The organism is Caulobacter sp. GW821-FHT09A05, assembly GCF_059418465.1.
Map to the genome: position 1 here is coordinate 62,001 of NZ_JBWKPX010000014.1, position 23,199 is coordinate 85,199.

The 23,199-nt window shown below is 70.1% G+C and carries 26 protein-coding genes, 1 tRNA gene and 1 riboswitch; of the genes, 19 read left to right on the forward strand and 8 right to left on the reverse strand.

The annotated features are described in order from the left end of the window. Positions 1 to 8 precede the first annotated feature (8 nt). On the forward strand, positions 9 to 632 hold the full coding sequence (locus tag AC07NX_RS14910) for a glutathione S-transferase family protein (protein ID WP_494642805.1): 624 nt from the start codon (positions 9 to 11) through the stop codon (positions 630 to 632). Here the strand turns inward: AC07NX_RS14910 and AC07NX_RS14915 are convergent. After that, complete coding sequence (locus AC07NX_RS14915) at positions 629 to 1,444, reverse strand: protein NO VEIN domain-containing protein (RefSeq protein ID WP_494642807.1); 816 nt, start codon at positions 1,442 to 1,444, stop codon at positions 629 to 631. The two genes, AC07NX_RS14910 and AC07NX_RS14915, sit on opposite strands and share 4 nt — an antisense overlap. Positions 1,445 to 1,546: 102 nt before the next feature. Between AC07NX_RS14915 and AC07NX_RS14920 the strand changes: the two genes are divergently transcribed. Beyond that, entirely contained in the window at positions 1,547 to 1,738 is a 192-nt protein-coding gene (locus AC07NX_RS14920) for a hypothetical protein (protein WP_494642809.1), read from the forward strand. A gap of 72 nt (positions 1,739 to 1,810) precedes the next feature. Next, positions 1,811 to 2,401 (forward strand): hypothetical protein, encoded by a 591-nt coding sequence (locus AC07NX_RS14925; protein ID WP_494642811.1) that lies wholly within the window; start codon positions 1,811 to 1,813, stop codon positions 2,399 to 2,401. A 210-nt stretch (positions 2,402 to 2,611) separates the two neighbouring features. On the opposite strand, the gene AC07NX_RS14930 is transcribed toward AC07NX_RS14925, so the two are convergent. Then, positions 2,612 to 3,331 carry a sensor histidine kinase gene (locus tag AC07NX_RS14930; RefSeq protein ID WP_494642812.1) on the reverse strand — a complete coding sequence of 240 codons (720 nt, stop codon included), beginning with the start codon at positions 3,329 to 3,331 and terminating at the stop codon, positions 2,612 to 2,614. A 341-nt stretch (positions 3,332 to 3,672) separates the two neighbouring features. Between AC07NX_RS14930 and AC07NX_RS14935 the strand changes: the two genes are divergently transcribed. From AC07NX_RS14935 to AC07NX_RS14965, 7 genes are all read left to right on the forward strand, one after another. Further along, positions 3,673 to 3,918 carry a hypothetical protein gene (locus tag AC07NX_RS14935; protein ID WP_035072736.1) on the forward strand — a complete coding sequence of 82 codons (246 nt, stop codon included), beginning with the start codon at positions 3,673 to 3,675 and terminating at the stop codon, positions 3,916 to 3,918. Between the two features lie 264 nt (positions 3,919 to 4,182). After that, the gene (locus AC07NX_RS14940; protein ID WP_018061959.1) at positions 4,183 to 4,317 is read left to right on the forward strand and encodes an entericidin A/B family lipoprotein; all 135 of its coding nucleotides are present in this window, start codon (positions 4,183 to 4,185) and stop codon (positions 4,315 to 4,317) included. A gap of 298 nt (positions 4,318 to 4,615) precedes the next feature. Then, the gene (locus AC07NX_RS14945; protein ID WP_494642813.1) at positions 4,616 to 5,014 is read left to right on the forward strand and encodes a DUF983 domain-containing protein; all 399 of its coding nucleotides are present in this window, start codon (positions 4,616 to 4,618) and stop codon (positions 5,012 to 5,014) included. A gap of 70 nt (positions 5,015 to 5,084) precedes the next feature. After that, positions 5,085 to 5,894 (forward strand): hypothetical protein, encoded by an 810-nt coding sequence (locus tag AC07NX_RS14950; protein ID WP_494642815.1) that lies wholly within the window; start codon positions 5,085 to 5,087, stop codon positions 5,892 to 5,894. Positions 5,895 to 5,993: 99 nt separating this feature from the next. Then, the gene (locus AC07NX_RS14955) at positions 5,994 to 6,149 is read left to right on the forward strand and encodes a DUF3309 family protein (protein ID WP_019848444.1); all 156 of its coding nucleotides are present in this window, start codon (positions 5,994 to 5,996) and stop codon (positions 6,147 to 6,149) included. A 117-nt stretch (positions 6,150 to 6,266) separates the two neighbouring features. Then, positions 6,267 to 7,733 (forward strand): MFS transporter, encoded by a 1,467-nt coding sequence (locus AC07NX_RS14960; protein ID WP_494642816.1) that lies wholly within the window; start codon positions 6,267 to 6,269, stop codon positions 7,731 to 7,733. A gap of 44 nt (positions 7,734 to 7,777) precedes the next feature. Continuing rightward, positions 7,778 to 8,560, forward strand: a complete 783-nt coding sequence (locus AC07NX_RS14965; protein WP_494642818.1) for a DUF599 domain-containing protein — start codon at positions 7,778 to 7,780, stop codon at positions 8,558 to 8,560. A gap of 241 nt (positions 8,561 to 8,801) precedes the next feature. Here the strand turns inward: AC07NX_RS14965 and AC07NX_RS14970 are convergent, their stop codons facing one another. Continuing rightward, the gene (locus tag AC07NX_RS14970; RefSeq protein WP_494642820.1) at positions 8,802 to 9,149 is read right to left on the reverse strand and encodes an MmcQ/YjbR family DNA-binding protein; all 348 of its coding nucleotides are present in this window, start codon (positions 9,147 to 9,149) and stop codon (positions 8,802 to 8,804) included. Then, positions 9,146 to 9,799 carry a peptide-methionine (S)-S-oxide reductase MsrA gene (gene msrA, locus AC07NX_RS14975; RefSeq protein ID WP_494642822.1) on the reverse strand — a complete coding sequence of 218 codons (654 nt, stop codon included), beginning with the start codon at positions 9,797 to 9,799 and terminating at the stop codon, positions 9,146 to 9,148. Before msrA ends, AC07NX_RS14970 begins: the two co-directional genes overlap by 4 nt. Positions 9,800 to 9,953: 154 nt before the next feature. On the opposite strand from msrA, the gene AC07NX_RS14980 reads away from it, so the two are divergent. Continuing rightward, positions 9,954 to 10,043, forward strand: a tRNA-Ser gene (locus AC07NX_RS14980). 43 nt (positions 10,044 to 10,086) lie between these two features. On the opposite strand, the gene AC07NX_RS14985 is transcribed toward AC07NX_RS14980, so the two are convergent. After that, positions 10,087 to 10,785 (reverse strand): response regulator transcription factor, encoded by a 699-nt coding sequence (locus AC07NX_RS14985; RefSeq protein ID WP_494642824.1) that lies wholly within the window; start codon positions 10,783 to 10,785, stop codon positions 10,087 to 10,089. Positions 10,786 to 10,790: 5 nt separating this feature from the next. After that, positions 10,791 to 11,594 (reverse strand): MipA/OmpV family protein, encoded by an 804-nt coding sequence (locus tag AC07NX_RS14990; protein WP_494642826.1) that lies wholly within the window; start codon positions 11,592 to 11,594, stop codon positions 10,791 to 10,793. A gap of 222 nt (positions 11,595 to 11,816) precedes the next feature. Here AC07NX_RS14990 and AC07NX_RS14995 point away from each other — a divergent pair, with 222 nt between their 5' ends. From AC07NX_RS14995 to AC07NX_RS15030, 8 genes are all read left to right on the forward strand, one after another. Further along, the gene (locus tag AC07NX_RS14995) at positions 11,817 to 12,335 is read left to right on the forward strand and encodes a hypothetical protein (protein WP_494642827.1); all 519 of its coding nucleotides are present in this window, start codon (positions 11,817 to 11,819) and stop codon (positions 12,333 to 12,335) included. An 8-nt stretch (positions 12,336 to 12,343) separates the two neighbouring features. Beyond that, entirely contained in the window at positions 12,344 to 12,919 is a 576-nt protein-coding gene (locus AC07NX_RS15000; protein ID WP_494642828.1) for a PspA/IM30 family protein, read from the forward strand. Between the two features lie 6 nt (positions 12,920 to 12,925). Continuing rightward, a complete protein-coding gene (locus AC07NX_RS15005; RefSeq protein WP_494642829.1) occupies positions 12,926 to 13,555 on the forward strand; it encodes a YqiJ family protein in 630 nt (209 codons plus the stop codon). Positions 13,556 to 13,581: 26 nt separating this feature from the next. Further along, positions 13,582 to 15,450 carry a flotillin family protein gene (locus AC07NX_RS15010; RefSeq protein ID WP_494642831.1) on the forward strand — a complete coding sequence of 623 codons (1,869 nt, stop codon included), beginning with the start codon at positions 13,582 to 13,584 and terminating at the stop codon, positions 15,448 to 15,450. Positions 15,451 to 15,615: 165 nt separating this feature from the next. Next, a riboswitch (SAM-I-IV-variant riboswitch) is annotated at positions 15,616 to 15,720 on the forward strand. Between the two features lie 40 nt (positions 15,721 to 15,760). Continuing rightward, entirely contained in the window at positions 15,761 to 16,690 is a 930-nt protein-coding gene (locus tag AC07NX_RS15015) for a homoserine O-succinyltransferase (RefSeq protein ID WP_494642832.1), read from the forward strand. Between the two features lie 81 nt (positions 16,691 to 16,771). Further along, complete coding sequence (locus AC07NX_RS15020) at positions 16,772 to 17,560, forward strand: MlaA family lipoprotein (RefSeq protein ID WP_494642833.1); 789 nt, start codon at positions 16,772 to 16,774, stop codon at positions 17,558 to 17,560. A gap of 7 nt (positions 17,561 to 17,567) precedes the next feature. Next, complete coding sequence (locus AC07NX_RS15025; RefSeq protein WP_494642834.1) at positions 17,568 to 18,179, forward strand: ABC transporter substrate-binding protein; 612 nt, start codon at positions 17,568 to 17,570, stop codon at positions 18,177 to 18,179. 73 nt (positions 18,180 to 18,252) lie between these two features. After that, positions 18,253 to 19,353, forward strand: a complete 1,101-nt coding sequence (locus tag AC07NX_RS15030; protein WP_494642836.1) for a HAMP domain-containing sensor histidine kinase — start codon at positions 18,253 to 18,255, stop codon at positions 19,351 to 19,353. 26 nt (positions 19,354 to 19,379) lie between these two features. On the opposite strand, the gene AC07NX_RS15035 is transcribed toward AC07NX_RS15030, so the two are convergent. Then, a complete protein-coding gene (locus AC07NX_RS15035) occupies positions 19,380 to 21,716 on the reverse strand; it encodes a beta-N-acetylhexosaminidase (protein ID WP_494642837.1) in 2,337 nt (778 codons plus the stop codon). A gap of 34 nt (positions 21,717 to 21,750) precedes the next feature. Beyond that, on the reverse strand, positions 21,751 to 23,073 hold the full coding sequence (locus AC07NX_RS15040; protein WP_494642838.1) for a GntP family permease: 1,323 nt from the start codon (positions 23,071 to 23,073) through the stop codon (positions 21,751 to 21,753). Positions 23,074 to 23,199: the final 126 nt, after the last annotated feature.

Genomic DNA, 23,199 nt, shown 5'->3' on the forward strand with positions numbered 1-23,199 from the left:
ACCCGTCCATGCTCAAGATCCTCGGTCGCACCTCGTCGCTGAACGTCCGCAAGGTGCTGTGGACCTGCGACGAGCTGGGCCTGGCCTATGAACGCGAGGACTGGGGAACGGGCTTCGCCTCGACCCGCAGCCCCGAGTTCCTGGCCCTCAATCCCAACGGCCTGGTGCCGGTGCTGATCGACGAGCAGGGCGCGCTCTACGAGAGCAACACCATCTGCCGCTACCTGGCCGCCCGCTATGGCCACGGCCACCTGCTGCCGGTCGAGCCGCGCCCGCGCGCCGGGGTCGAGCAGTGGATGGACTGGCAGGCCACGACCCTCAACCCGACCTGGGGCTACGCCTTCCTGGCCCTGGGCCGGCCGACGCCGGGCTATGACGACCCGGCCAGGATCGCCGCCAGCGTCGCGGCCTGGAACGCGGCCATGGCCATCCTCGACCGGCGCCTGGCCGAGACCGGCGCCCACGCCGCCGGCCACGACTTCACCCTGGCCGACATCGTGCTGGGCGTCTCGACGCACCGCTGGAAGGCCACCCCGATCGACCACGCGGACCTCCCGGCGGTCGAGGCCTACTACGCGCGGCTGAAGGCGCGTCCGGAATTCGGGCGATGGGCGCTGGACGAGGTTCCTTAAGGCGTCGTCTCGTCCCGCGCCCCGCGCACGCGGAACACCCGCGCCTCGCGCGCCACGTCGTACAGGCGGTGGACGACGAAGGCCTCCGGCTGGGCCGCGCGCAGGGCGTCCTCGGCCGCGGTCAGGCGGAACGGCGTGGCCGGGCCGCCGGTGGTGGTCTTGACCACGATGCGGCGGGGCGCGCCGGTGCGGCTGAAGCTGACCAGGTCGCAGCCTTCGTCGCCCTCCCGTTCGTTGATCGGCGGCAGGGCCAGGCGGACCTCGGCGGCAAGGTCCGGGCGGCCGCGCTGCTCCAGCCGGCGCTGCTCGTGGACCAGGGCGGCGGCGGCGCCGATGCGGGCCAGCATGCGGGCGTCCTGGTCGCGGGCGGCGGGGTCGAACTTGGCGACCAGGCGCTGGGCGCGCTGGCCGGCCGGAGCGTGATGGATCGGCGGCGGGGCGCCCTCGGCCAGGATCGGGGCGGCGGCGCGGCCCAGCAGGGCCGGCGGCTGGGCCAGGTCCCTGAGGACGCCGGGCCTGGCGCTCAGGCGGCGATCCACCGCGTCGACCAGGCCGTCGCCGAAGTCCCAGCGCGGCGGATGGTCGTTCAGCGTGGGCAGGCCGACCAGGGTCAGCACCGCCGAGATCTCGCCCTGCAGGAAGGCGATCGCGCCGCCCGAACGGTTGGTGACGAAGCGCAGGGCCCGCTGGTGATTGGCCGGGTCGTAGGCGCGGCCGGTCATCGTCTTGTCGAGCATGACCAGGTAGTCGCCGATCACCAGGTCCTGCTCGGCCTCGTTCCAGGTCCTGCCGTTGATCGCCGAGTCGCCCACGCGGCGACGATGCCCCAAGCGTGGCCGTGACGCCAGGATTCGGCTCGGGCGACCGGCGCGCCGGCCGGGACGCAAGGGGCCAACCGTGCTAGAAGCCCGCGCATGACCGACAAGACCGACAAGACCGACGACCAGCCCGAAATCCCCGGCGAGACCCCGATCCAGCGCGCCCTGCGCCTGAAGAAGGCCGCGCTCGCCGCCAAGCCGCAGCCGCCGCGCGGCGGCCGCTTCCAGCGCGAGCAGGCCGCCGCCGCGGCCTCGAGCAGCAAGAGCAAGCCCTGGATGACCCGCTAGGGCCAGGACGCCCGCGCGTTTCCCGCAAGCGGCGCCTTGAGAACGCCGCGCTTTGACCACACGTTGGGGACCATGCGCGCTCCTCTCCCCGTCCGGTCGCCCGCCCGAGCCTGGGCCCTGATCCTGCCCCTGTGCCTCGCGGCTGGCCCGGTGCTGGCCCAGGCGACGCGCCCGCCGGCCGAGACGTCGACGCCGGTCTCGCCCGTCACGGTCATGCCGCCGACCCAGAAGCCCAAGGTGGTCGCAACCTGGCCGGCCAACGGCCAGGCGATCGCGCCGGGCGTCCTGGTGCTGAAGGTGGTGTTCGACCAGCAGATGACGCCGCGCGACTTCGCCTATGGCCTGGGAACGGGCGGCGACAGGCTGGACTGCCTGAAGACCCCGCGCCTGCTGAACGACAACAAGACCTTCGTCCTGCTGTGCACGACCCTGCCCGGCAAGACCTACGCCATCGCCCTGAACCCGGACGCGCCCAGCGGCCCCGCCTTCAGCAACCTGGCCGAAAATCGCGCCGAGCCCGGCGCCCTGACCTTCACCACCGGCACGGGCGAGCCCGTCACCAAGCTGCGCGACGCCATCAAGGCCGCGGGGCTGGGCGACCTGGACATGCCCGTCGAGGAGGCCCCGGACCCGCCCCGGTCCGCGACCCAGACGGCGCCCTGACGGAAGGGTCTTTGGGGGAGAACCGGCCGAATTCGTGCGTCGGGACACCCCGGCCGGCTCTCGGCCTGCGGTCGGACCCGCCTGGTCGGAAACAGGCGGCCGGCGCGTCGAAGGCCATCGGGGGGGAGGACGCCTCGACGCTCGCAAGCCCGCGCAGGTTGCGGCGCCGCCCGCCTCGCCGCCATCGGGTAAAACCCTAGATGCGGTCGTTCAGTCCCGGCCGGGCCACAACGGGATGACCTGGTGCTCCTGGTCGGTGTCGAGCAGCAGCCGCACGGTCAGGCCGATGCCGCTGGACTCGTAGACCAGGTCCGCGCCGAGCTGGCGGGCCAGGCCGCGCACCACCCGAAAGCCCAGGCCGCCATCGCGATGCGGGTCGAAATCCTCGCTCAGCCCCACGCCGTCGTCGGTCACCTCGACCACCAGGCCGCGGCCGGTGGATCGGCACGACACCCGGATCCGGCCCGCCACCCCGGTGGGATGGGCGTATTTCAGGGCGTTGGTCACCAGTTCGCTGACGATCAGGGCGACCGGGGTGGCCTGGTCGGCCCGCACCAGGCAGCCGCCGGAATCCCTGTGGGTGATGGTGGTGTCGCCGGCGAAGCTGACGGTCTCCATCAGGCTGGCGCACAGCTTGGCCAGGAAACGCCCCAGGTCGATGCCGTTCTCGCCTTCCCCGGGGGCGCCCGACAGCAGGCGGTGCAGTTCGCCGACCGTCTCGATCCGGGCGGCCACCTCTTCCAGGGCGATGCAGGCCTCGCGGGCCGACAAAGGCTGGCCGGCCTTGTGCAGGCGGGTGGCCTGCAGGCGCGTATAGCCCGCGATCAGGGCCAGGTTGTTGGCGATGCGATGCTGGGCTTCGCTGAGCCGGTCGTCAGACCCGACATGGCGAACGACCGCATCGCCGAATTCTCGGCGTTCGACGTCCATGGCTCGGGGGCTTTCGGTAAGGCGGCAGGATATTCCGTCCCCACCAATGAAGCACAATTCAAGCACAAAGGCGAATATTTTGTTTGCAGAAGAATCCCCGTTTTATTTATCGGCCATCAACTTGACCCGTTCTGTCGGAAACTCGACTGAAAAGAGACTTAAATTCCGCCGCTATATAACTTGACGCTCACTTAGCGGTCCACGCCTAGTCCGCTTAATGAGTAAGTGGCATATTTTGGGCCAGGTAGGGTTTTTGCGCTTGATGGAACCCAAGGGCGGCGCTCGTGCGTTAGCTCCACCGGACAAAAGGAGAGCCGCCCCTTTTCCGGGGGCCGAGACCAATGAACGACCTGACCCGACCAGAACGCCTGCAGATCATGCTCACGCAGGAGGAGCTCGCCGCGTTGGACGATTGGCGCTTCTCGCGCCGCATGCCCAGCCGCGCCGCCGCCGTCCGCGAACTTCTCAAGCGCGGCCTGGAAGCCGAGGGCGTCCAGTCGGCCGACGGCAAGATGCGCTCGCGCGATTTCGGCGTGGTCGACGGCCCGTTGCGCTCGAAGGCGTCCGGAGACGGCGACGGCGCCTGACGCTCGCCGTTTTCGGCCTGGACCTCGCCAGCCCGCCACCCAGGTCATGATCGCGCTGAGGGCGTACGCAATCCGAAAATCCGTTGTCATCCCGCAAGCCCCGCAGGGGCTGTCCGGGATGACAACAATGGAGAAGCAGAAAGTGAGCCAGGGCTTGGCGATCCGCCTCGCGGCGCCATGACTTCGCCGCGGTGACACGCTTGAACGCAGCCTTGGGCCAAGGTTAAGGTCCGAGGCCATTTCTCCAACTTCAGAGACCTCCCCATGCGCAAGATCGTGATCCTCGCCACCGTGGCCGCCGCCCTGATGGTTTCGGCCTGCAACACCGTCGCCGGCGTCGGCCAGGACGTGTCGGCCGCCGGCCGGGCCGTGACCAACACCGCCAAGGACGCCAAATAGTCGCAGGATCGAGGGTTGCGGACTTCGGGCAACCGGAGTCCGCGAACCGCGATATAGTTAAGCTACAGCGCGACGCGGCTCCGCTTGCGCTGGGTTTTTCCAGAACGCACGGCGACTTACCCACAGGGCGTTGCAATAGGTGTGGTTAACTGGTCCCGGTAACGACATTTGTATTGCTCGCCTTTCGAGCGAATTCTTCAGCCGGCGATCGTTCATCTCAACGAAATCTGATTCAAAATGGCGCATGCGACCGTGCGCCCTCTTTCGCTGGCCGCGCCGCGGAGTCATATCGACGCCCATGAACGAGCAGTCCTCTCCCTGCCCGCCTCCGGTCAGTATGCTGACCGGCATGAAGCGCGGCGTCCGCCACCGCTGTCCCAATTGCGGCGAGGGGCGGCTGTATACGCGTTACCTGAAGGTCGACCTGGACTGCGAGGTCTGCGGCCACGACCTGGCGCGCTATCCGGCCGACGACGGCCCGGCCTATTTCACGATCCTGATCATCGGCCACCTCGTCGTCGCCCCGCTGCTGCTGTTCCCGTTCATCTGGAAGATGTCGCCCGTGCTGGTGGTGCCCCTGACCGTGCTGCCGCTGGCCGCCCTGACGCTGATGCTGCTGCCCCGCGTCAAGGGCGCGGTGATCGGCGCCCTGTGGGCCGTGGGCCTGCGCAAGGCCGAGGATTGCCCGGGCGGGTGAGATCACCCCCAAGAGTTGCCATGCCGAACTGATCGCGCAAAGATAGAGGCGCTCTCCGGGGAGGGTGCGGGTGCGCGATCTCTGGCGCTTTCTCTATCGACACATATCGACGGCCCTCTCCGCCATCGTGTTCGGCGGCCTGTGCCTGGTGGCCGCCGGCGTCCTGCTGATGTCGGGCGTCGACAAGCGCATGGCGACCAACGTCAAGCCGGCTTCGATGCTTTCGCCTTGCGAACGCGACGCTTCGGACCCGGCGTGCGACATCGCGGCGCGAGAACGTTACCTGGCGGATCTGGTCCGCCGGCAAGTCCGCAAGATTCCCGTCGTCGTGGGCTGGCGCGACCAACTTCCGTGGGGCAGGCAGACTCCCATCACGGCCGTCATCGCTTCGGCCGACCGCGCGGCGGCGCAAGCCTCCCTCTCCGTCGCCTTTCCCGGCGGCCACGTCGAGCAGCGGACCGTCGCGATCGGCCGCAAGGTGCGCGCCGAGTTGTCGGGCCCGAACGTCGAGATCACCAAGCCGGAACAGACGGTCCGTGACGTCTCGGCCCTCCAGAACGTCACCTTCGAATGGCTGGTGAAGCCGACGCGGCCAGGCAAGACCGTCCTGACCCTGCGGGTTTTCAACGAGTTGGTCACGCCTGGCGGCCTGGTGGAATTGGAGCACCCCGCCCTGGTCCACGAAATGTCCGTGAAGATCGGCCTTCTGGACTGGCTGACCTGGCAGATGGACCGGATGAAGGGCCTGCAATGGGTGGGCGGCGGCCTGCTCGCCGCTCTCGGCCTGGGGTTCGCCAATCGGGCCAAGCTACGCCGCTGGTGGCGACGTCGCCATGCCGTCGAACCCCCGCCCCCATCCGACGAGCCGCCCCAAGCCTGAAGCCACGCGCCGGAAGCGCTCACGGAACCTCTGCCGAACCTCTCGCATTCCTTCCGCCTGCCCCCATACGCGGGGCGTTCGGATGCAACGGAGACGGACATGCTCGGCACGATCCTCATCATCATCCTGATCCTGGCCCTGATCGGCGCCCTGCCGACCTGGGGTCACAGCCGCTCGTGGGGCTACTATCCCTCCGGCGGCCTGGGCCTGATCCTGGTCATCATCATCATTCTGGTCCTGATCGGCAGGATCTAGCGACACCCCGGACCGCGCCGGGGGACACGCGCCTGCGTGTGTCCCCGACCGTGCGGCGCCCTTCCCCCGGCGACCCATGTTCGCCTAAGGTCTCTCCCCAACGACACGGGGGGCGACATGACCGACACCGCCACGGCGACGCCGCCAGAGACGGCCGCGGCCCAAGCCGCCGCGCCCTTGAGCGCCTGGCGCCGGACCCGGGCCATCCTCGGCGGATCGGCCGGCAACCTGGTCGAATGGTACGACTGGTTCGCCTACGCCGCCTTCTCGATCTATTTCGCCAAGGTCTTCTTCCCCAAGGGCGACCAGACCGCCCAGTTGATGCAGACCGCCGCGATCTTCGCCGTCGGCTTCGGAGCGCGTCCCGTCGGGGCCTGGCTGATGGGCCTCTATGCCGACCGCAAGGGCCGCAAGGCCGGCCTGACCCTGGCGGTGGGCCTGATGTGCGTCGGCTCGCTGATCATCGCCCTTTGCCCCGGCCACGCCGCGATCGGCGACGCCGCGCCGGTGATCCTGCTGCTGGCCCGCCTGCTGCAGGGCCTGTCGGTCGGCGGCGAATACGGGGCCAGCGCCACCTATATGAGCGAGATGGCCGGGCGGAAGCGTCGCGGCTTCTGGTCCAGCTTCCAGTACGTGACCCTGATCATGGGCCAGCTGGTGGCGGCCCTGGTGCTGGTGGTCCTGCAAAACAGCCTGAGCAAGCAGGACCTGGCCGAGTGGGGCTGGCGCGTCCCGTTCTTCGTCGGCGCGGCCCTGGCCGTGGTGGTGTTCTGGATCCGCACCGGCATCGAGGAAAGCGTCTCGCACCAGAACGCCGGCGCCCGCGACCCGATCAGCCGTCGGCAGGTCGCCTGGGTCGGCGGCCTGCTGCTGGCGACGGTTGGCGCCATGATCGCGGGCTTCACCCAGGCGCCGTTCGCCGCGACCGCGCAGTACGGGGCGGTCGTGTTGCTGGTCGCCACCTACGTGGCCCTGGCCGCGCCCCTGGTCTCGCGCCACCCCAAACAGACCCTGGCGATCATCGGCCTGACCGCCGCCGGCTCCTTGGCCTTCTACGCCTACACCACCTACATGCTGAAGTTCCTGGTCAACACGGCGGGCTTCGACAAGGCGACCGCCGGGGCGATCAACCTGGCCACCCTGGCCGGCTTCATGCTGATCCAGCCGCTGTTCGGCTGGGCGTCGGACAAGGTCGGCCGCAAGACCATGCTGGTCTTCGCCTTCGGGATGGGCGCCCTGATCGCCTGGCCGGTGTTCAGCCTGACCGCCAAGGCCACCAGCCCCGCCGTCGCCTTCGGCCTGATCTTCGCGGCCCTGTTCGTGCAGTCGGGCTATACCGCCATCAGCGCGGTGGTGAAGGCCGAGCTGTTCCCCGCCCATGTGCGCGCCCTGGGCGTGGCCCTGCCCTACGCCATCGGCAACGCCGCGTTCGGCGGCACCGCCGAATATGTCGCCCTGTGGTTCAAGCACGAGGGCATGGAGAGCGGGTTCTACCTCTATGTGTCGGCGATCATGGCGGTGGGTCTGACCGTCTCGCTGCTGCTCAAGGACACGGGCAAGACCAGCCTGATCCTCGAGGATTGACACCGCCCTTTCACCGACTCTCGTTCCGGCCTTAAGTTCGCCCCATGCCCTCCTCGCTCTCCCACGCCCTGTCCAAGCAGTTCCTGGCCCTGCCGGTCATCGACCTGCTGGTCCTGGCGTTCTTCCTGTTCTGCTGGCTGTTCTACGAGCCGCTGCTCAAGCGCCTGGGCAAGGAGCGGAACGTCATCAACACCGACATGACGGTGATCCGCCGCCGGTGGATGGCCGAGATGGCGGTGCGCGAAGTCGCCCTGCTGGACGGCCAGCTGCTGGGCCACGCGATCAACTCGGCCTCGTTCTTCGCCTCGTCCAACCTGATCCTGATCGCCGCGGCGGCCGGGGTGCTGTTCGGCGGCGACAGCGCGCTCAAGAGCATCGAGGGCCTGGCCGTCCTGGCCCCGGCCTCGACCCTGGTGTTCCAGATCAAGCTGGGCGTGGTGCTGGTGGCCCTGGCCCGCGGCCTGCTCGACTTCATCTGGGCGATCCGCCAGATGAACTACTGCCTGGCCGCGATCGGCGCGACCCCGATGTGGTCGCCGCGCGCGGTGCTGGACGAATACGCCGAGGCGGCCGGAGCCATCCTCAACCCCGCCCTGTCGGCGTTCAACGCCGGGGTGCGCGGCTATTACTTCGCCCTGGCCGCGGCCGCCTGGCTGCTGGGGCCGGTCGCCTTCGCCGTGGCGACGGGCGGGGCCATGGCCCTGCTGCTCTGGCGCCAGCGCCGCAGCCCGGCCTCGGCCGCCGTGCGCAAGGTCCGCCAGATCCTCGAACGCCAGCCGGTGGTGATGGGTCCCCACCTGACCCGGAAGGACAGCGAGCAGGCCTAACGGAACGTCGGTTCCGGCTTCTCCTCCCCCGCCGCGCCAGGGCTATCGCATATGCCTCGAAACCATTGTCATCCCGGACGAGCGCGCAGCGCGAAGATCCGGGACCGGGGCGAGAGCTCAGAGCTTCCGGCGGTCCCGGATCGGCGCCCGGCTTCGCCGAGCTTGTCCGGGATGACAGGTTTTCTTCAGAGCAGATCCATATGCGATAGCCCTCCCCCGCGTTGCGGGTGAGGAGAAATCCCTACAGCCCCAGCTCCGCCCGCGCCTTCCGGGTCAGCTTGGCGGCGATCAGGGCGTGGGCCGTCTTCAGCCAGTCGACGACCTCGTCAGCGTCCTGGGCGGCCAGGTCGGCGAAATGCAGCCACCTGGCGCGGGCCAGATAGGGCGCGGGCGTGGCCCGCCCCGTCTCGCTCAGCACCTCGAACGCCACGTCCGAGGCCTTCAGCGAGAAGCCGTTGCGCCCGACCGCCCCGCCCAGCACGGCGAACATCTTGCCGCCCACCTTGTAGACCTGGTCGTCGCCCCACTGGACCGTCATGGTCGCGCCCGGCAAGGCCAGGGCGGCGGCGTCGAAGGCTTCGGGGGTCATGCCTTCGCTCCCGTTCCGATCGGGCAGGCCACGCCCGTGCCGCCGAGGCCGCAATAACCCTCAGGGTTCTTGGCCAGGTACTGCTGGTGATAGTCCTCGGCGAAGTAGAACGGCCCGGCCGCGCCGATCTCGGTGGTGATGGTCCCCAGCCCCTGGGCCTCCAGGGCCTGCTGATAGGCTTCCTTGCTGGCCACCGCCGCGGCGGCCTGGGAGTCGGAGGTCACGTAGATCCCCGAACGGTACTGCGTGCCGACATCGCCGCCCTGGCGCATGCCCTGGGTCGGGTCGTGATTCTCCCAGAACGTCTTGAGCAGGGCCTCGTAGGTGACCGCGCGCGGGTCGAACACGACCTGCACCACCTCGGTGTGACCGGTGCGTCCGGTGCAGACCTCCTCGTAGGTCGGGTTCGGGGTGATCCCCGCCGCATAGCCGGCGGCGGTCACATGGACGCCCGGGATCTTCCAGAACAGCCGCTCCACGCCCCAGAAGCAGCCCATGGCCAGGATCGCGATCTCCGTCCCGTCGGGATAGGGCCCCTTCAGGTCATGGCCGTTGACGAAGTGGGTCCGGGCCGTCGGGATCGCGGCCGCGCGCCCCGACAGGGCGGTGTCGACGGTCGGCATGTCGAGGGTCTTGGACGCGGGAGGCATGGTGAAATTCCGGGAGCGCAACAGGACCATCGATACTAAGGCGTTCGCGATCTCGTTTCACCTCGTATGGCCGCTTGCTCCCGCAACCTTCCTGAGTATATTGCGCCCCTTCCTGCGTCGGGGGTCTCAACCGCCTTCCGCATCTGGTGCGCATGGTGAGGTGGCCGAGTGGTTGAAGGCGCACGCCTGGAACGCGTGTATAGGGGAAACTCTATCGAGGGTTCGAATCCCTCTCTCACCGCCACCGCCCCGCCCATCACGGACTCTCGCCGTCGCGCCAAACGCGGCTAGTCGTTGGCGTCGGGCCTGGCGCCCTCGAGCCGGATCGCCATGTAGCCCAGACTGCGGAGCGCCCGGATGGTCACGTCGGCCCCCAGGTCGGCCATCTTGCGCCGCACCCGGTGGACGTGAACCTGGATGGAGTTGTCGGTGTAGTCCTGGTCCAGGCTGTGCAGGCTCTCGCCCAGCTGCGTCTTGGTGACCACCCGGTCGGGGTGGCGCAGGCAGCGCTCGAGCACGATGCTCTCGCCGCGCGACAACGGCAGGCGGGCGCCCCCGACGCTGATCTCCCGCGCCCCCTGGTCATACTCCAGCTCGCCATAGCGCAGGACGCCGCCGGCGGTCAGGGCCGGGCGACGCGCCAGGGCGCGCAGGCGCGCCACCAGTTCCTCGATGGCGAACGGCTTGACGAGATAGTCGTCCGCGCCGCCCTCCAGGCCCCGCACGCGCTGGTCGACGCTGCCCAGCGCGGTCAGCATCAGCACCGGCGTGCGCAGGCCCGCGGCGCGGGCGCGGGCCAACAGGTCGAGGCCGCTGTCCTCGCCCAGCATGATGTCGAGGATCACCGCCTCGTAGGGCACGCTGCGCCAGGCGTGCCACCCGTCCTCGAGGGTCTCGAACAGGTCGACGGTGAAGCCGGCCTTGACCAGCGACCGCGCGGTCGCCTGGCCAAGCCGAACATTGTCCTCGATCAGCAGGGCGCGCATGGCCGTCAGAAGCTGTAGAAGAGCGCCACGGCGAACCGCCCCTGGTCGGCCGAGCCTTGACGGTCGACTATGGGGCTGTCGGCGGCGCTGTCAACGAGCCGGGTGTAGCCGCCGTGGGCCAGGGCGCTCCAGCGGTCGTTGATCCGGTAGCGCAGCGTCGCCCCGACCTCGACGCTCTCAAGCCCCTTGTCGGCGGCGTAGGGCGAAAGGCCGCTGGCCAGGGCGCCCGATCCGGAGACGCCATAGTAGGTCTGCATGTACTTGCGGTCGCCGAAGGTGGCCGACAGGCTCGCCCCCACGGTCCAGCGCTCGCCCAGGGCATGGTCGTAGTCCAGCCCGACATTGGCCAGCACGCCCTCGTGGACCTTTCCGGTGTCGGTCAGGGCCTCGGCGCCGATCTTCAGCTCGCCCCCGGCCAGTTCGAAGCGCTTGCGCACGAAGACCCCGGCGTTGACCGCCGCGTCGATCTCGCCCAGCCGCCGCACCGCCAGGTTCTTGATGTCGTCCTTGCGCCCGCGCTCGTAGGCCAGGACCGGGCCGGCCTCCAGCCAGCCGCCCGGCAGGATGTTGGCCCGCAGGGCGGGCCCTTCGAGGCTGACGTAGAAATCGCCCCGGCCATAGCGGAAGCCGACGAAGGGCAGAGGCGCGGCCTCGTAGTCCTTGGAACCCTTGTATTCGGGCCGATAGACGCCCCCCGCGCCGAGCGAGAGGTGCAGGCCGTCGCTTGCGCCGTCCTGCGCCCAGGCGACGCCACCGCCGGCGGCCGTGACAATGCTGACGAGACAGAGGGTCGGAAGGTGCGGTTTCATCTTGGGCCAGGTCTCCAACGCCGCTTGCGTGCGGGCTGGCGGGCCTATGCGGGCCCAAGCTTGCGCGGACCTTTCGTCCCGGGCGGTTTTGCGCCGGAAACCGACCTTTGGTCCGCATCCGCGGCGGGTTCGGCGGCCAACCGGGCGTTACCAAGATCCGCCTGTGTATGACATCCTAACTTCACTGTTTACAAATGTCTTACATCGCGCCAAGTTCCACCCATGGTCGCGCTGAACACGCCCTTGAGCGTCAGGCTCTCCGAGGAGGACTCCACCTTCCTGGCTCAACTGGAGCTGGAAGGCGCGGTGACGTCCAGCGACAAGGTGCGCGGGCTCATCCGCCTGGCGCGTCAGCGCAACGAACGACCAGACAGCTTCGCCGGCGCCCTGGCCGCGAGCCATGAGGCGCTGGGTCCCGCCCTGCGCACGGTGCGCGAAGCCGAGCAAGCGGCCGACCTTCGTTCCGGCGTCGTGGTCGGGCTGCTGACCGCCGTGGAGGAATTCCTGGCGCTCGGCCTGTCGACCCCCGCCGAAGTGACCGGCGCCGACGCCGATCGCATGGCCCGCCATGAGGCCCGGCTGGTCGACTGCGCCGCACGCATGACCGAGCAGCTGCTGCGCTGGGCCGTGACGCCCAGCGCCCCGGCCTACGACCCCGGCGTCATCACCCGACGGTTGGCCGCCCTGAACGACCTGATGACCCTGATCACCTCGGCGGCCCGGCCCGCCGCCGCCGAATGAGGAAGCTCATGGCCGACACCCTGGGGGCCCGCGTGGGCCGCATCGTCGCCGGCGGGGCCCACGCCATCGTCGACGCCATCGAGGGCGTGCTGCCCGACGCCCTGGGCCAGCAGGCCCTGCGCGAGGTCGACCAGGCCGTCGACGAGGTCCGCGCCGAGCTCGGCAAGACCATCGCCGCCCGCCACCTGGCCGCCAAGCGCCTGACCGAGCAGAGCGGTCGCCACGACGAGCTGTCGGCCCAGATCGACCTGGCCTTGAGCCAGGGCCGCGAGGACCTGATCCGCGCCGCCCTGGAGCATCAGCTCGACATCGAGGCCCAGGTTCCGGTGCTGGAAGCCGCCGTCGCCAACACCGCCGCGCGCCAGGCCGAGCTGGAGGGCTACCTGTCGGCCCTGCAGGCCACGCGCCGCGAGATGAGCGAGGACCTGCAGAGCCTCAACGCCACCCGCGCCGCGCCGCCGCCCGGCGAGGCCGCCGACCTCGAACGCGGCGCCAAGCTGTCGGAACTGGACAAGCTGGCCCGCCGCCATCGCGTCGAGGAACGGCTGGCCGCCCTGCTCGCGCGCGTCGGCCAGCCGGGCTGATCGCGGATGCTGGCCTTCCTCACCTCGGGCGACAACGTCCCGTTCTTCGCCGCCCTGCTGCTGATGCTGCTGATCGGCCTGGTCGAGGCCCTCGGCCTGGGCGCCGGCGCGGCGCTGGGCGACGGCGCCGACGCCGATCTCGACGGCGACGTCGACGGCCACGCCTCGCTGCTCAACTGGCTCAATGTCGGCAAGCTGCCGCTGCTGATGCTGATCGTCGTCTTCCTGTTCAGCTTCGGCCTGGTGGGGCTGATCCTGCAGCAGGTGATCGCCGGGATCTTCGGCCGGCCCGGCCCGTGGTGGCTGGCCGCGCCGCTGGCCGTGGCCGCCGCCCTGCCCTTCACCCGCCTGTTCGGCCGTGGGGTCTCGAAGATCCTGCCCAGCGACGAGACCACCGCCGTGGCGCGCGAGACCCTGGTCGGCCGCTGGGCCACCATCGTCACGGGCAAGGCCGAGGTCGGCAGCGCCGCCCAGGCCCGGGTCCGCGACGTCCACGGCCAGACCCACTACGTGATGATCGAGCCCGACGACGCCGGCGAGGTCTTCGAGGAGGGCTCGGAAGTGATCATCGTGCGCCACGCCGGGGCCCGCTTCTTCGCCATCCAGAACACCAGCGCGTCTCTGCGCGACCTGTAAATTCGTCCAGTACCTAGGGGGTATCCATGAACATGCCTGCTCTGATCGAGATCGCCATCATCGCGGGGGGCGGGCTCGTCGCCCTGCTGATCCTGGGCCTGATCTTCGCCCGCCTCTACAAGCGCGCGTCCAAGGAGACGTCGTTCGTCCGCACGGGCTTCGGCGGCGAGAAGGTGGTGATGAACGGCGGGGCCCTGATCCTGCCGGTGCTGCACGAGACCATCCCGGTCAACATGAACACCCTGCGCCTGGCCGTCGAGCGCAAGAACGAGCAGGCCCTGATCACCAAGGACCGCATGCGCGTCGACGTGCTGGCCGAGTTCTACGTGCGGGTCCAGCCCAGCGCCGACGCCATCGCCTCGGCCGCCCAGACCCTGGGCATGCGCACCATGCATCCCGAACAGCTGAAGGACCTGGTCGAGGGCAAGTTCGTCGACGCCCTGCGCTCGGTGGCCGCCGAGCTGACCATGACCGAGCTGCACGAGCAGCGCACCCACTTCGTCCAGAAGGTGCAGCAGGTCTCCAGCGAGGACCTGCTCAAGAACGGGCTGGAACTGGAAACCGTCTCGCTGACGGGCCTCGACCAGACCGCCATGGAATACTTCAACCCGTCGAACGCCTTCGACGCCGAAGGCCTGACGCGGCTGACCGAGGAGATCGAGCTGCGCAAGAAGCTGCGCAACGACATCGAGCAGGACACCCAGGTGCAGATCCGCACCAAGAACCTGGAAGCCCAGCGCCGCACCCTGGAGATCAGCCGCGACGAGGAATACGCCAAGCTGGAACAGGAGCGCGAGCTGGCCATCCGCCGCGCCGCCCAGGCCGCCGAGGTCTCGCAGCAGGAAGCCGAGAAGTCTCGCGAGGCCGAGGGCGCCAAGATCACCGCCGAGCAGCAGATCCAGACGGCCAAGATCGACGCCGACCGGGCCGTCGCCCAGCAGCGCATCGCCATGGAGCAGGAACTGGGCGAGCGCGAGATCGCCAAGGAACGCGCCGTCGACACCCAGAACATCGAGAAGGCCAAGGCCATCGAGCTGGCCGAGCAGGATCGCTCCATCGCCGTGGCCGAGCGGTCGCGCGCTCAGTCCGAAGCCCAGGCCGAGGCCGACAAGGCCCTGGCCATCGCCGTCGCCGCCGAGGAACAGGTCAAGACCGTCCGCGAACGCGAGGGCGCCGAGCGTCAGAAGACCATCGAACTGATCGAGGCGACCAAGGAGGCCGAGCGCGAGGCGATCGCCGTCAAGGTGGCCGCCGAGGCCCAGAAGACCGCCGCCGCCGACCAGGCCGAGGCCCTGCGCGAGGAAGCCAAGGGCGCGGCCGACAAGACCCGCATCGAGGCCGAAGCCGCCGGCGAGGCCGTCCGCGCCGCCGCCGAGGCCGCCCGCGTCCGCTACGCCGTCGACGCCGCCGGCCAGAAGGCCCTGAACGAGGCGGCCAACCTGCTGTCGGCCGACCAGGTGGCCATGGCCATCCGCATCAAGCTGATCGAGAACCTTGACCGGATCATCGCCGAGTCGGTGAAGCCGCTGCAGGCCATCGACTCCATCCGCATCGTCCAGATGGACGGCGTGGGCGGCGCGGTCGCCAACGACGCCGGGAGCGCCCTGAACGGTGGAGGCGGCAACCTCGCCGACCAGGTCGTCAGCGGCGCCCTGCGCTACCGCGCCCAGGCGCCCCTGCTGGACCAGTTGATGGCGGAGGTGGGCCTGTCGGGCGGCGACATCAACGGCCTGACCGGCGCGCTGCGCCAATCGACGCCTCCCGGCGAGACCCAGGCCGTCGTCGCCCCCCTCCCCGCCGCCAAGTCCCGCAAGGGCAGGACCATCCCCGCCGTGGTCGAACCCATCGAGCTCGTGGCGGACGAAGTGGAGGATGAGGAAGACTCCGAGGCCTAAGCCGCCACGTCACCTAGAACGGAACGCCCCCGTCACCTGCGTGAACGGGGGCGTTTTGCTTGCCGGCCCTCTTTCCACCCGCCCCCCGGGCCCGCCGCCCTGGCGCCGCTCCGTGTTCTCGTCGCGCGCCAGGCTTGTGAAGGTTGCTCGCATCTTCTAAGGCTGCGGACGCATCAAGAGTCGGGCTTGGCCCGACGCCAACCTGCTTCCCGAGCAAGGTGGCGCTCCCGCTGGGAGGATGTGGCCGAGGCGGCAACGAAACGGGTTATCCGAGCACCGCCCCGCGCCTGACCGAGGACGAAGGGGCAGCATGCCGATCAAGATTCCAGACACCCTGCCCGCGCGAACCACCCTGGAGGCGGAGGGCGTCGTGGTCATGCGCGAGGCCGACGCCGCGCGGCAGGACATCCGACCGCTGCGCTTCGGCCTGCTCAACCTGATGCCGGACAAGCCAAGGACCGAGACCCAGTTCGCCCGGCTGCTGGGCGCGACGCCCCTGCAGGTCGAGCTGACCCTGGTGCGGTTGGCCGGCCACACGCCCCGCGGCACGCCGGCCGAGCACATGTCGGCCTTCTACCGGTCCTGGGACGAGGTGATCGACAAGCGCTTCGACGGCTTCATCATCACGGGCGCCCCCGTCGAGACCCTGCCCTTCGACCAGGTCACCTATTGGGACGAACTGCGGCGCGTCTTCGACTGGACGCAGGGCCACGTGCACAGCTGCCTGACCATCTGCTGGGGGGCGCAGGCGGCGCTGCGGCACTTCCACGGCATAGACAAGCAGGTGCTGCCGGCCAAGCGTTCGGGTGTCTACGCCCATCGCGTGGTGGAGCCGGCCTCGCCCCATCTGCGCGGGTTCTCGGACGAGGTCGATATTCCGGTGTCGCGATGGACCGAGACTCGCCGCGAAGACCTGCCGCGCGCCGGCCTCAAGGTGCTGCTGGATTCCGACGAGGCCGGGCCCTGCCTCGTCGAGGACGCCGAGCGCCGGGCGCTGCACATGTTCAACCACCTCGAATATGACGCCACCACGCTCGCCGACGAGTTCGCCCGCGACCGGGCGAAGGATCCGGCGACGCCCGCCCCGGCCCATTATTTTCCGGACGACGACCCGGCGCGCCCGCCGAAGAACCGCTGGCGTAGCCACGCCCACCTGCTGTTCGCCAACTGGATCAACGAGATCTACCAGACCACGCCGTTCGATCTGACCGCCATCGGCGCCGGTGAAACGCCGGGCTAACGGAAACGGGCCGGGCCAGCCGAAAGGTTCGCGCAAGCCACGCCGCGCATAGCCGAGGGACGCCCCACGGAGTCCTTCGTCATGACCTTGGTCCTTCCTTCCCGACGCGCCCGCCGGCTGGTGGCGCTCACCGGCGCGGCCCTTCTCTGCGCCGCCTCCCGCCCCGTCCTGGCCCAGCCAGCCATCGACGCGCCCGCCGGTGACGCCGCCGCGCCCAACGATCCCTGGGAGGGCTTCAACCGCAAGGCCTTCGGATTCAATCGCGGTTTCGACCGGTTTCTGATCGGACCGCTAGGCCGCGGATACATGAAGGTGACGCCGCGCGTCGTCCGCGGCCGCGTCTCCTCGTTCGTCAGCAACCTCGCCGAGCCGCGCACGGCCATCAACGACTTGGCCCAGGGGCGTCCCCGCGCGGCCGGCGTGACGGCGTCGCGCTTCCTGATCAATTCGACGGTCGGCGGCCTGGGCCTGTTCGATGTCGGCGGCAAGCTGGGACTTGAAGGCCATGAAGGCGACTTCGGCCAGACCCTGGGCCGCTACGGCGCGCGGCCGGGCCGCTACCTGGTCCTGCCCCTGATGGGACCCACCACGCTACGCGATGGGGCCGGCAGGCTGATCGACATGATGACCGATCCGGTCGCCTTGGCCACCGCCGGGGGCCCCAAGGCCTTTGGCTCGATCCGGTCGACCGCCACGGTCCTGGATGGGCGCGCGAACGCCGACGGCTTCCTGCGCGCCCTCGATGACGCGGCCGACCCCTACGCCATGATGCGGTCGGCCTATCTGCAGAACCGCGCCGACATGGTCAGGCAGGCCAGGGGCGGCGTCCAGGTCCTGCCCGACTTCGACGCGACGACGAGCGAGCCCTGATCCCGGCATGGCCTATCGCCTGAGCCCCTGGTCGACCCTGATGGAGAGCCTGCCGCCGGCGATGGTCGCGCCCGGCGGGCCGGACGCCGAGGCGTTCGTCCAGAACCGCGTCCACCGCCTCCTGGGCCTGCTGGCCGACACGACCCGGACCGACCTCCAGAGGGCGGGCGCCTTCCGCGCGGCGGTCCGCCGCCTGACGGATGTTCCGCACGTCACGAACCGGGTCCTGGGGCCGTACGGGCAAGCGCTGCCCCCGGACCAGCGGCGCCGCCTCGCCCTGGCGTTCGGCGCCTACGCCGCGCGGGTCTATGACGGGCGCCCGTGGCCTGGACGCGCCGGCCGCGTCACGATCCTCGGCTCGACCTGGCATGGCCCGGGCGAGGTCGTCGTCGCGTTCGCGATCACCTCGGGGCGGGACGCCGCGACGACCCAGATGGCCTGGCGGGTGCGGAACGCCGTGGACGAGTGGCGCCTGGTCGACGTGAAGCACCGTGGAACCTGGCTGGTCGACGCCCACCGGCGCGCGCTCGGCGTCGCCATTCGCGACGCCGGCGACGACATCGAAGCGCTGATCGGTCGCCTGCACGGCGGGATGGCCGGCGCTCGGCGGGTTCGATGACGTCTCGACGGCCGCTCTTCCCCGTCGGATCTATCGTCATCGGCCAGCGCGGCCGTATTGGAGGAGCGATCCGATGACACGCCTGGTCCAAGGCCTTCTCGCCCGCCGGCGTCGCCGCCCCTCCTTGATGCGGATGCTGTTTCCGCTGGTCCTGTTGGCGGTGGCCGCGACCATGCTGTTCGCCATCGCGCACGGCGACTCCGACACGCCGGGCCTGTCCATGATGGATCGCCTCGGTCCGGCGCGCTTCCTGGCCGAGATCAACGACAGCCTGCCGGAGATCTTCCTGCTGATCAGCCTGCTGATGATCGGCGTCTACCTGACCCTGCACATGGGCCTTCGCCCGTTGCGTCGCCTGTCCCAGCTGGCCGGCGACATCGGTCCGGCGACCATCCAGGCCCGTCTTCCGGTCGAGACCGCGCCGCGCGAGGTGGCTCCGCTGGTCGAGGCCTTCAACGCCGCCCTCGACCGGCTGGAGGCGGGCTGGCGCGCGCAGCGGGACTTCTCGGCCAACGCCGCCCACGAGCTGCGCACGCCGCTGGCGACCTTGCGCGCCCAGGTCGAAAGCCTGCTGGAGCCCAGCGAGCGCCGGGCGGCCAGCGAGGAGTTCGAGCGCCTGGCGCGGCTGATCGCCCAGCTCCTGTCCCTGGCCGAGGCCGAAGGCGCCGCGGCGGATCCGGCGGCGCATTTCGATGTCGTGGCCCTGTCCCGCGCGACGGCCACCGACATGGCCGGCTTCATCCTTTCCAGCGGCCGCAGCCTGGGTTTCGACAGCAAGACCGAGACCCTCCTGGTCGACGGTCACCCCGGCCTGGCCGAGACCGCGCTGCGCAACCTGCTCGAGAACGCCGTTCGCCACACGCCGTCCGGCTCGGCGATCCTGGTGACCGTCGACGCCAACGGGGTGGTCCGGGTCAGCGACGATGGTCCGGGGGTTCCCGCGGAGATCAGGGCGCGCGTGTTCGAACGCTTCACCCGCGGCGATCCGCGCGGCGCCGGCGCGGGCCTGGGGCTGTCGATCGTCCGCCAGATCATGGAGCGGAACGGCGGCGCGGCGCGGTTGTCGCCCGCGGATCGCGGCGCCTGTTTCGAACTCGCCTTTCGGCGCCGGGTCCACCGTGAGGGTCATTCGTCAGGATCGGCGCGCCCGCCGTCCGACCACGCGCCCCCGTAGTCGTAGCCGGGTCGTCGCCCCGCCCTTCAGTCGCCCTTCCCCGCGGGACCGGACGCGGCGGGGATCGGCGTGATCCTGACGCTGTGCAGCGCCCACATCGGATCGATCGTCCGGCTTGCGAAGGTGAAACAAAGGTCGCCCCTGCCCCGGGGCGGAACCTCGACGTCCAACGTGGTGAGCGCGGGGTTGGCGGCGGCCGGGGCCAGGGACACGGTCGCCAGGCGAGGACCCTTGCAGCCGAAGCGCACCTCCAGTTCGCCCTCCGGACGCGACGGCGGCTTCACGGGCAAGGGTTCCAGCTTGTTGCCGAGCTGGAAGTTGAACGGCAGCTGCCCGACCGTGACGCTGAGGCGCGCGCCGGCGCCGAGGTCGACATCCTTCCAGATCCAGCACGGGTTGAGGATGTCCAGCATGAAGGTCGCGCGCTGGCCCTTCTCGTCGGCGCCGTCGTCCTCGAGGTTCAGGATCAGGCCTTCGGTGCAGCGCGTCAGCTGATGCGAACGCCGGGTCATCGCGGTTTGCGGCGTGACGCGCCACGATCGCGCGCGGCCCAGCGGATGATCGTTCAGGAAGGTGCGCGCGCGCAGCTCGGCGCCCGTCCGCACATCCAGGGGATCCTGGTAGCGGCGCGAAGCGGCGGTCGGCTCGGTCCCGTCGAGCGTGTAGCGCACCTGGCCGATCGAGAGCCCGGTGTCGAGCTGGGTGACGATCCGCCCGTCCGCCGGGGCGGAAAAGGACGCCTGGGGCTCGAAGGGGGCGGTGTCGTAGGACAGGCCCAGATCCGTCATGCGATCGAGCGTCGCCGGCAGTCGATTCACGAATCCCTCCCAGCTCTGGTTCCCGCGCGGCGTCCAGGCGTTCTCGGCCAGGGCGGCCAGCCGCGGGAACAGCATGGCGACCGCGCGGTCGTCGGTCCGGATGTGCTCGCTGAACATCGTGGCCTCGACGCCGAGCACGTGCTTGTGCTCGGCCGGCGTCAGGCCGGGGGGCTCGGCGTCGAAGGCGTAGACGCTCTTGAGCGTCGAGAGCTTGCCGCGCCCAGGCGGCTCGTCGGCCGAAGGACTCTGGCGATGGTCGAAATAGAGAACGGGTCCAGGCGCCAGGACCGTGTCGTGGCCCTGCCGCGCGGCCGCGACGGCGCCGTCCAGCCCGCGCCAGGACATGACGGTGGCGTTGGGGGCCAGGCCGCCTTCGAGGATCTCGTCCCAGCCGACCAGCCGCCGCCCCTTGGCGTTGAGATGCCGTTCGATGCGCTGGACGAAATAGCTCTGCAGCGCATGCTCGTCGGCCAGGCCCAGGGCCTTCATCCTGGCCTGGACGACCGGACTGGCTTCCCACTGGACCTTCAGCGCCTCGTCGCCGCCCACGTGGATGTAGGGGCCGGGAAAGATCGCCATGACCTCGTCGAGCACATCCTCGAGGAAGGCGAAGGTCGCGTCATCGACGTTGAAGATGTCCGGATAGACGCCCCAATCGGCCATGACCTGTGTCGCCGCCGGACCCGCGCCCAGCCGCGGATAGCTGGAGATCGCCGCCTGGGCGTGGCCCGGCATCTCGATCTCGGGCACGACGACGATGTTGCGGGCGGCCGCGTAGGCGACGATCTCCCGCGCCTGGTCCTGGGTGTAGACGCCGCCGTAGCGCACGGGGTCGCCGGAGGCGGTGCGGCCGGCCGCCCCCGCCGGCCGGCGCCAGGCGCCGTGCTCGGTCAGGCGCGGGTACTTCTTGATCTCCAGCCGCCAACCCTGGTCGTCGGTCAGGTGCCAGTGCAGCACATTGAGCTTGAGGCTCGCCATGCCGTCGATGATCCGCTTGATGGTGGCGGGGCTCTGATAGTGGCGCGCGCTGTCGAGCATCAGGCCGCGCCAGGCGAAGCGGGGGGCGTCCTCGATCCGGACGCCCTGGACCCGCAGCGGCCCGCCCGGCTTGGGCCGGGCCGCCAACTGCCAGAGCGAAACCGCGCCGTAGAAGAGCCCCGACCGATCCCTGGCCCGGATCTCGGCGCGCCGCGACGACACGTCCAGCGCGTAGGCCTCGCCCTCCGGGCCGCCCCTGAGCAGCACCACCCCGCCCCTCGCCGTTGGCGCGCCTTCCCGGATCGCCAGCCGCACGCCGCGGGTGCGCGCGAGGGTGTCGGACAGCCACTGGGCCACGTCGCGAACCTCGCTGTCGGCCGGCGGGATCCAGATCGCCTGGCCCTCGCCCAGGGTGAGCGCGCCTTCCGCGACGCTCTGATGGACCGGCGCCGGCGTGAGCGAGACCGGCGCGGCCGCGCGCGCGAAGGTCGGCGGCAAGGCCGCGGCGATCAGGGCGACCGCCAGCGCGCCGCCGAAAAAGCCGCGTCGCCGGACGCATGGAGTCATCGAAACCTCTCCGGGTTGAAACAGGTCGCGCGCCTCAGACGACAAGGCTCATCCCCAGCACGCAGAGCAGCCCCACCACCCCGACCACGCTTTCCATCACCGTCCAGGACAGCAAGGTCTGCTTCAGGGTCAGGTTGAAGTACTCCTTGAAGAGCCAGAAGCCTGGGTCGTTGACGTGGGAGAACATCAGGCTGCCCGCGCCGATGGCCAGGACCATCAGGTTGGGGTCGACGTGGCTGGAGGCGACGACCGGCTGCAGGAGGCCCGCCGCCGTCAGTCCGGCGATCGTGGCCGAGCCCAGGGCCACGCGGATGGCCATGGCGATCAGCCAGCCCAGCACGAGCGGATGGAGCGGCAGGGCGCCCAGCCAGCCGCCCAGCGCGCCGCTGACCCCGCTGTCGACGAAGACCTGCTTGAGCGCGCCCGCGCCGGCGAGGATCAGCAGGATCCCGGCCACGTCCTTGAGGGAGTCGCCATAGCGCTGCATCTGGACGGTGATGGACGCCCCGCGCAGGACGCCCAGGCTGAAGGTGGCGTAGATCAGGCAGAGCGTCAGCACCACGGCGGGCTGGCCGATGAAGCCGACGACGTCGCGGATCGACGACGGTTTCAGTACGGCCATCAGGACCGTGGTCACGGCGATCATCGCCACCGGCGCCAGGGCGGTCGTGAAGCTGTTGAAGGCGCCCGGCGCAGCCGCTTCCGGAGCTGGCTCGACGCGGGGCGGCTCCGGCGCGGCCCCGGCCATCGGCAAGGCCCCCGACCGCTTGAGCGCCAGGGTCAGCAGCGGCCCGCCGACCAGCAGGGCGACGGTGGCGGCGACCAGGCCATAGGCCAGGGTCAGGCCCGTGTCGGCCCCGAACAGGCTGACCAGCGCCGCCGGCGACGGATGCGGCGGCAGGAAGCCGTGCGCCACCGACAGGCCGCACAGCAGGGGCAGGCCGACATAGACCGGCGGCAGGGCCGCGCGGCGGGCGATGATCAGGATCAGCGGCACCATGACCACGAAGCCGACGCTGTAGAACAGCGGGATGCCGACGATCAGGCCGGTGGCGGCCATGGCCATGAGGATGAAGCGCTGGCCTACCGCGCCGATCAGCGCGCGGGCGATGCTCTGGGCCGCGCCGCTGTCGGCGATCGCCCGGCCGAACATGGCGCCCAGGCAGATGATGGCCGTGAGGCCGCCCAGCATGTCGCCGACGCCGTGTTCCAGCGACTTGACGATCTGTCCGAGCGGCATGCCGAAGACCAGCGCGCCGGTCAGGGCGACCATCAGGAACGCCAGGAACGGCGGAACCTTGCCCCACGCGATCAGCACCACGAGGAGTCCGATCAATGCGACAACGGCGAGCAGCATCATCTGGAGCGGCCTCGAACGCGCGGGAGGAGTTCCCGCCAAGCCTAGAAAAGAGCGATTCCCCGGCGCCGTGAGCTTCGGCCTGGGCGCCGGGGAATCTGGCCCGCGGGCGGAAACCGCCCTTGG